This is a genomic window from Streptomyces sp. NPDC002785 (assembly GCF_040295565.1).
Classification (GTDB): domain Bacteria; phylum Actinomycetota; class Actinomycetes; order Streptomycetales; family Streptomycetaceae; genus Streptomyces.
This window is the reverse complement of the sequence record NZ_JBEOVN010000288.1, coordinates 1-7,020: the sequence shown is the minus strand read 5'-3', so window position 1 is coordinate 7,020 and position 7,020 is coordinate 1. Positions and strand designations below refer to the sequence as shown.

The 7,020-nt window shown below is 67.2% G+C and carries 9 protein-coding genes, 1 tRNA gene and 1 pseudogene; 6 read left to right on the top strand and 5 right to left on the bottom strand.

The annotated features are described in order from the left end of the window. Window positions 1-76: 76 nt before the first annotated feature. The gene (locus ABTZ94_RS35295) at window positions 77-553 is read right to left on the bottom strand and encodes a hypothetical protein (RefSeq protein WP_351207174.1); all 477 of its coding nucleotides are present in this window, start codon (window positions 551-553) and stop codon (window positions 77-79) included. 307 nt (window positions 554-860) lie between these two features. Here ABTZ94_RS35295 and ABTZ94_RS35290 point away from each other — a divergent pair, with 307 nt between their 5' ends. From ABTZ94_RS35290 to ABTZ94_RS35275, 4 genes and pseudogenes are all read left to right on the top strand, one after another. Beyond that, window positions 861-1,451 carry a Mu transposase domain-containing protein gene (locus ABTZ94_RS35290; RefSeq protein WP_351207172.1) on the top strand — a complete coding sequence of 197 codons (591 nt, stop codon included), beginning with the start codon at window positions 861-863 and terminating at the stop codon, window positions 1,449-1,451. Next, the gene (gene istB, locus ABTZ94_RS35285; protein WP_351207170.1) at window positions 1,448-2,218 is read left to right on the top strand and encodes an IS21-like element helper ATPase IstB; all 771 of its coding nucleotides are present in this window, start codon (window positions 1,448-1,450) and stop codon (window positions 2,216-2,218) included. Before ABTZ94_RS35290 ends, istB begins: the two co-directional genes overlap by 4 nt. Before the next feature lie 46 nt (window positions 2,219-2,264). After that, window positions 2,265-2,462: pseudogene (locus ABTZ94_RS35280) on the top strand (IS6 family transposase); the annotation flags it as partial. A 320-nt stretch (window positions 2,463-2,782) separates the two neighbouring features. Next, a complete protein-coding gene (locus ABTZ94_RS35275) occupies window positions 2,783-3,334 on the top strand; it encodes an SET domain-containing protein-lysine N-methyltransferase (protein ID WP_351207168.1) in 552 nt (183 codons plus the stop codon). 71 nt (window positions 3,335-3,405) lie between these two features. Here ABTZ94_RS35275 and ABTZ94_RS35270 read toward each other — a convergent pair whose 3' ends face one another. Then, a complete protein-coding gene (locus ABTZ94_RS35270) occupies window positions 3,406-4,413 on the bottom strand; it encodes a DNA-directed RNA polymerase subunit alpha (RefSeq protein WP_351207166.1) in 1,008 nt (335 codons plus the stop codon). A gap of 404 nt (window positions 4,414-4,817) precedes the next feature. Then, a complete protein-coding gene (locus ABTZ94_RS35265) occupies window positions 4,818-5,288 on the bottom strand; it encodes a single-stranded DNA-binding protein (RefSeq protein ID WP_351207164.1) in 471 nt (156 codons plus the stop codon). A gap of 142 nt (window positions 5,289-5,430) precedes the next feature. Between ABTZ94_RS35265 and ABTZ94_RS35260 the strand changes: the two genes are divergently transcribed. Further along, a complete protein-coding gene (locus ABTZ94_RS35260; RefSeq protein ID WP_351207162.1) occupies window positions 5,431-5,646 on the top strand; it encodes a helix-turn-helix domain-containing protein in 216 nt (71 codons plus the stop codon). Window positions 5,647-5,731: 85 nt separating this feature from the next. Here ABTZ94_RS35260 and ABTZ94_RS35255 read toward each other — a convergent pair whose 3' ends face one another. Continuing rightward, complete coding sequence (locus ABTZ94_RS35255; protein ID WP_351207160.1) at window positions 5,732-5,935, bottom strand: hypothetical protein; 204 nt, start codon at window positions 5,933-5,935, stop codon at window positions 5,732-5,734. Between the two features lie 41 nt (window positions 5,936-5,976). Continuing rightward, window positions 5,977-6,219 carry a hypothetical protein gene (locus tag ABTZ94_RS35250; protein ID WP_351207158.1) on the bottom strand — a complete coding sequence of 81 codons (243 nt, stop codon included), beginning with the start codon at window positions 6,217-6,219 and terminating at the stop codon, window positions 5,977-5,979. Between the two features lie 698 nt (window positions 6,220-6,917). On the opposite strand from ABTZ94_RS35250, the gene ABTZ94_RS35245 reads away from it, so the two are divergent. Continuing rightward, window positions 6,918-6,991 (top strand) — tRNA-Met (locus ABTZ94_RS35245). The last annotated feature ends 29 nt before the right edge of the window (window positions 6,992-7,020 follow it).

The following is a 7,020-nucleotide window of genomic DNA, read 5'->3' as shown; positions in this document are numbered from 1 at the left end:
GGACCTCTTCCATCTCCTCAGGAGTCACACCTGAAAGAAGATCACAACCCTACTCCTGCTTGATTATCCGGGGTACCTAACAAAGCCCTACTAGCTCTCTGGGTGCGAAGTAGGCGTCTGCCTGGTCCCGCAGTTGGTCTACTGGTGCGTGGACGGGGTTCAGCAACGCTCTGCGCACCGCGGACTCCACGGAACGCAGAGCGTGGGCCAGTTCGCTGTCGAGCAACTCATAGCCTGCGTGTACCGCTTGAGCGAGGGCGCTCTCGGCAGCAGACCTGAGCGGCTCGCTCTTCTCGTCGAAGTCGTCGACAGGCAGCACTCTGCCTGCCTGGGCGTCCTCCAGGACGCGGACGAGGAAGGTAAGCCACGCACGGCAGCACACGCCGGCGTTGTTGACGACGTCAATTCTTCGGGCGACGGCGTCCTCCAGCCTCTGCCTGCTGTCAGCGCGTTCCTTCCTGTGCTGAACAGTCAGAGGGCCGATCGTCGCAGCCAGCGCTGCGATCAGAGCAGCAGCGACTGCCCCCAGCAGACCGATCTTCGCGGCATCCACCAGTCCACAGTAGCCAACGCGCTGCCCGCACCACGCTTTCGATGCATCCGCCATGGGCACACTCGCCGGCGCCTCGGCTGCGTGCAGCCAAGCGCGCCCTCCGGGAGCTGCCTAACGCAACCGGCCGCCCACGCCGTCCGAGCAGGGGCGGGACGTGAGAGGTGCGGGTGCGGGAGTCAGGTGACATCGGTGTGCCAGTCCGGCCTTCGCGACTTCCCTATACCGAAGCCGCCGACCCACCGGTCAAGGGGCCACCAACACCCATGAGAGCGCCCGGCGAAGCTGGGCTTTCTCCTCCATCGAGGAGATGGACGCCGCGTTCACGACCTGGGTGCCGCAGCGGCGGGCTCAGATCCACAAGACCCACCGTGAGGTGATCGGGCATCGTGCCGCCCGGGACCACGCAGCCCTCAAAACGCTGCCGCCGGCCCCGTATCTCGTGGCCGAACGGCACCTGCGGCCCGTCGGCAAGGACTGCCTGATCGCGTTCGGCGGCAACCTCTACTCGGTGCCCGCCCGCAAGGTCCACCCTCGACAGCTTGTCGAGATCCGGGCCACGAAATCGCAGGTCATGCTGCATTCCACGGTCCCCGACTCCCGCGGCGGAACACTGCTGGCCATGCACCCCCGAGCGGTCGGCCGCGGGGCCCGCGTGGTCGAGGAAACGCACTGGGACGGGCTGCCCACCGGCAAGGGACGCCGGACGACCACCGGCGAAGTCCCCGTCCAGCCACGTCACCACCGCCCCCTAAGTGAAGAGGCCGGACCGTTGCAGGCCCTGCTGAACCGGGCTGCGGCCACCCGCGTCGAGGTCGGCCGCCGACCGTTGTCGGTCTATGACGAGCTGACCGGCACCCGCCCCTTCACCACCCACCGCACGACGGAGGAACCATCTTGAGCGAGCTGACCGGCAACCGGATCCGCACTACGGCCGCGAAGCTTGGCCTGCCCCATCTGGCGGAAACCATCAACGAGTTCGCCCGTCGCGCGGACGAGGGCAAGCTGGGCTACCTCGACTTCCTCGACCTGGTCCTCTCCGAGGAACTCGCCGTCCGTGACGACCGCCGCTTCCGCCAGGGCCTGCGGCTTTCCCGCCTGCCGCACCACAAGACGCTGGATGAGTACGACTTTTCCTTCCAGCCCGAACTCGACCCGCGCAAGGTCAAGGATCTTGCCACCCTGTCCTTCGTCGAGGCCAAGGCCAACGCGGCCCTGCTCGGGCCGCCCGGGGTCGGCAAGACGCACATTGCCATCGCGCTGGCGGTCGCGGCCTGCCGGGCTGGCTATTCGATCTACTTCACCAGCCTCGACGACATGGTCCGCAACCTCAAGGCCGCCGAGGCGGCCGGGCGTCTGACCAGCAAACTCGGTTCCTACCTGCGGCCGAGCGTCCTGGTGGTGGATGAGGTCGGCTACCAGCCTTTGGAGCGGGCCGAGGCCAACCTGGTGTTCCAGGTGATCTCCAAGCGCTACGAGAAGGGCTCGATCATCCTGACCTCGAACAAGACCTTCAGCGAATGGGGCCAGGTCTTCGGCGACGAAGTCCTCGCCACCGCCATCCTCGACCGCCTCCTTCACCGCTGCGAAGTCGTCCCGATCAACGGGCCCAGCTACCGGCTGAAGAACCGCCTCCAGGCCATCGAGCGCGAGACGGACGTGGCCTGACAGGTGGGGACGAAGAAAGGTACGCAACTGGGGATCTAAGTCCGTACGCCGACAACGGGCAATGAAAGGCTTCCGCAGCGTCGGCGCCGCGCAGCGGTTCCTGTCCGCGTTCAGCGGCATCTCACCTCACTTCCGACCCCACCGCCACCTGATGACCGGCACCCGACACCGCGCCGAAATGACCGTCCGCTTCACCATCTGGGAGCAGATCACCGGCGTCACCGACCGGCCCACCGCGGCCTGAGCCCAGGGCCGGCACCCGGCCCCACCACACCTCGACACACCGTCAGACACCCACACACCCAACAACGTGACAACGCCAGCGCACCTTCACCGCCGAGCGAGCCGCCCACGCCCGTGCGCAAGATCAACTTTGCGAGCCGGTGGTGGCCGATCCGGGGCCGTTGACAGTGATCGTCCGGTCCTGAAAGGGCCATGGCCGATCGGGTGTGATGCAAGGATCAGCGGACCGCGGTCGGGGAGATCCTCGGCGGCGCGTCGATCTGTCGTGCCCGCGGCGAGAGCAGCCGCGGGCGTGCTGATCCCCTCAGAGAGCAGGCGACGATGGATGACGGCTTCGAACTTCGGGGAACACACGAAAAAGGCGAGGGTGTTTTCGCCACCCGGCCCTTCCGGATCGATGAGACGGTGATGGTCGGTGTCATCGACCGTGAACTGGACCGCAACCACTCCCACGCCTCCCAGGTCGGTGCGGAACGTTTCGTGTTGCACAGCGGGCTCGTCCCGAAGGTGAACCACTCGTGTGAACCGAATTGCGGGATCCGCCTCAATTCCAGCGGTGCGCACGACTTCGTCGCCCGCGCACCCATAACCGCCGGCGAGGAGATCACTTTCGACTATGCGATGCGGAACTACTCGGTCGACTACTTCGCCGCCCGCTGCCGGTGCGGTGCGCGCCACTGCCGTGGCCGCATCACCGGCTGGCGGGATCTACCGACCAGGCGCAAAGCGGACTACCACGGCTTCGTCGCCCCCTACCTCATCGAGATCGACCACCGGGCCCGCACGGCGCTGGCCGCCCGCCGGGACGGGGGTTCCCGTAGTGGTCGCCGCACGACAACGGATATGACTGGCAGGGCATCTGAGCTGCCGTAATGTGGCCGTTTGCCTGACTGGCCGTGCGAGCCGGGAGGCGACTCCCGGCTCCGCGCGACCCGGCGCAGCGTTCAGTACTGTTCGGTCTCGACGAAGCTCGCGTCCGCGTCGCCGAAGGCGGCGGCGATCGGGTCGAATCCGGGCGGGCTGTCCTTGAGGCCCATGCCCATGCCGGCCAGCTTCGCCTTGACCTCGTCGATCGACTTCGCGCCGAAGTTGCGGATGTCGAGCAGGTCCGCCTCGGAGCGGGCGACAAGTTCACCGACCGTATGGACGCCCTCGCGCTTGAGGCAGTTGTACGACCGGACGGTGAGCTCGAGCTCCTCGATCGGCAGCGCCAGATCGGCGGCGAGAGCGGTGTCCGTCGGGGAGGGGCCCATGTCGATGCCCTCGGCGTCGGTGTTGAGCTCGCGCGCCAGACCGAACAGCTCGACCAGCGTCTTGCCGGCCGACGCCATGGCGTCACGCGGACGCATGGCCTGCTTGGTCTCGACGTCGACGATCAGCTTGTCGAAGTCGGTGCGCTGCTCGACACGGGTCGCCTCGACCTTGTACGTGACCTTCAGCACCGGGCTGTAGATCGAGTCGACCGGAATACGGCCGATCTCCTGGCCGACCTGCTTGTTCTGGACGGCGGAGACGTAGCCGCGACCGCGCTCGACGGTCAGCTCCATCTCCAGCTTGCCCTTGCCGTTCAGCGTGGCGAGCACCAGGTCCGGGTTGTGCACCTCGACGCCGGCCGGCGGCGCGATGCCAGCAGCGGTGACCAGGCCGGGACCCTGCTTACGCAGGTACATCACGACCGGCTCGTCGTGCTCCGAGGAGAGGTCCAGCTGCTTGATGTTGAGGATGAGGTCGGTGACGTCTTCCTTGACGCCCGGCACGGTGGTGAACTCGTGCAGGACACCGTCGATACGGACGGACGTGACAGCCGCACCCGGGATCGAGGAGAGGAGCGTCCGGCGCAGGGAGTTGCCGAGGGTGTAGCCGAAGCCCGGCTCCAGCGGCTCGATCACGAACCGGGAGCGGAACTCGTCGACGACCTCTTCGGTCAGCGAGGGACGCTGAGCAATCAGCATGGGGTGGTGCCTCCAGATTTCGGCGCCCGCTATTTGACGCCGTAGACACCGCACGGTATCGGTAATACGACCTACACGAGGCCGCACCGCCCGACGCTGCCCAGGTGCCAGCTCAGCCGCCTCGGCTATCTTCCCGAACGGTCGATGACGCGCTGTGCGCCGATGCGCCGTATGCGAGGCTCGGCCCGCTTCTTGAGCCTCTTCGCCATCCGGCCACGCTATCCAGCCGGGCATCAACGGGGCGGGCTGATCGCGCCCAGTTCGGCCGAAAGATCCACGACGCTCCGCTCAGGCCGCCGCGGTGCGCTGAGGTACGGCGGCGAACGCGCCGAGCGCCTGCTGCCACGAGCCGGTGCACATCTGTGCTGCCAGAGCCTCGCGGCCCGTTCCAGGTATCGCTGGGCTCAGAACGGGTGCGGCTCGCCACCGGCGGGAGCCTGCGCCTGCCCGGCGGGACGGGACTCCGCGGCAGGGGCTGGTCCCTGGCGGGGCGGGGCGCCGCCGGTGCTGCGGGTGACCTTCGTGACGGCCGCCTTCGCGTAGGTGAGGGAGGCGGCGACTTCCTCAGCGTCGATCTCCATGACGGTGCGGCGCTGGCCTTCCTTGTCGTCGAAGGTGCGCTGCTTGAGACGGCCCTGGACGATGACGCGCATGCCGCGGGTGAGCGACTGCGCGGCGTTTTCGCCAGCTTGTCGCCACAGCGCGCACCGCAGGAACAGGGGCTCTGCGTCGATGAACTCGTTGCGCTCGCGGTCGAAGTGGCGCGGGGTGGAGGCGATCGTGAACCCGGCTACGGGGATACCGGAGTTGGTGTAGCGCAGTTCGGGGTCGGCGGTAAGGTTGCCCACCACCGTCGCCAGTGTCTCGCCCGCCATGACTACCGCCCCTTTAACCTGCTGTTCCTGGAATGAGCCCACCGTACCGGCGGACAGTGACAGTTCGGCCGAATCGGTGGCCTCAGCCCTCTATCGCACGCGATCATGGTCTGATCTGTCGTTCTCTGGGAGGGAATCGCTCATGTCCAGGAAGACACCGGCCCGCAAACTGATGGCGGGCCCGGCCCGCGACCAGGTCGCCGCCGAACTCAAAGAGCGGTACGAAAAGGGTGACTCCGTCCGTTCCATCGCCGAAGCCACGAACCGTTCCTACGGCGGCGTGCACCGTCTCCTCGCCGACGCCGGAGTGACCTTCCGCTCCCGCGGCGGCGAGATGCGCAAGAAGACCGGCGCCTGACCGTTGCTGGACGCGGCCTCGGCCGTTGAGTCTGCGCGGGCCGCCGGACCGGACGGTCAAGGTTGGGCCCCCTTTGGTCCGACGGCTACGGCCGGCGCAGGGCCCGGACGGCCTCGGCGAGTTCACGGTGCCGCGCGGCGCTCGCGCTGAATCGCCACAGCGGACCGTTGCAGTGCGGCTCGGCGTAGACCATGCCCCGGTATTGGACCAAGTCGTAGACGGCCCAGGCCATGTCGCTGGTGTCGGCGGGGCGGACGAACTGCACCTCGCGTCCGTCGACCTCGTACACGAAGAGGTCCTGCAGGTCCCCGTCGTCAAAATCGCGGATCTTCAGCAGCTTGCGAACTCGCGGGCATGCTCCATCCGGCGCGGTGAGATCTTGACCGGGACGGTGGCGGACGTCCGCAACTTCGGCGTCTTCGTCATGCCGCACTGGGCCGAGGTGACTCGCGCGGCAGCCAGCTCCTCACGGCGGGAGACGAAATCGGGCGGCGGCGTGACGTAAAGCTCGTCCAGAAGTTCGTCTACGTCGCACCCTTCGCTTCCCCACGCGCCCTTACGCTGCGTGATCATCAGACTCCAACGCATGCGACACGATCGAACGGATCGCCGCATCCCCGGCCGGCTGCTCCGCCTGACGGACAGACCCTGGGCCGGGGTTCCGCAGTTGAGTGGGTGCTCTAGTCCACGAATTGGGGCTCTGGCCTGGGGGTATGCGTGATGGCACGCCGAACGGGCGTGTGTCTAGGCGCTGGCGTTCCTGCTGGTCAGCGCGCTTCGCCGGTCAAGTGGGCTGGAACGGCGGGAAGTTGCAGCCACCACGCTACTGGATGCCCACGGCCTGAAGGAGCACCTCGATGGTTTCGGATCATGGTCTGCATGACCCAGAACGCGGCTGTTTGTCTGGCCGGAGACGCTGGCATTGTTTGCCCGTCGGGACCGGCGGGCAAGCCGCTGACCTGCGCGTGTTTCCAGGACTAGACACACGCCGACACAGTCGGCGGAAGTGTATTGCAGCAGGTCAGCCCAGGTCAGCCAGCCTTTTCGTGGACTAGAGCGCCGCACAGCTGCGGAACCCCGGCTGGGAGACACCGCCTCCGCCCTCGCCGCCGCGTTACCCGTCCCCCGTGGCCCCTTGCGAGTTGGCTTACCCGTTCGGACTTGGGTCCGCACCTCTCGGCCAGACTGTTCCAGCTCACGCCCCTCTTGTGGGCTCCAGCGCAAGCCGATTCGGCCAAGCCGGGTCGGTGCCGTACAGTTCACCGTACCGACGCGGGGTGGAGCAGCTCGGTAGCTCGCTGGGCTCATAACCCAGAGGTCGCAGGTTCAAATCCTGTCCCCGCTACTCAAACGTGAAGGCCCGGTGGATACCGG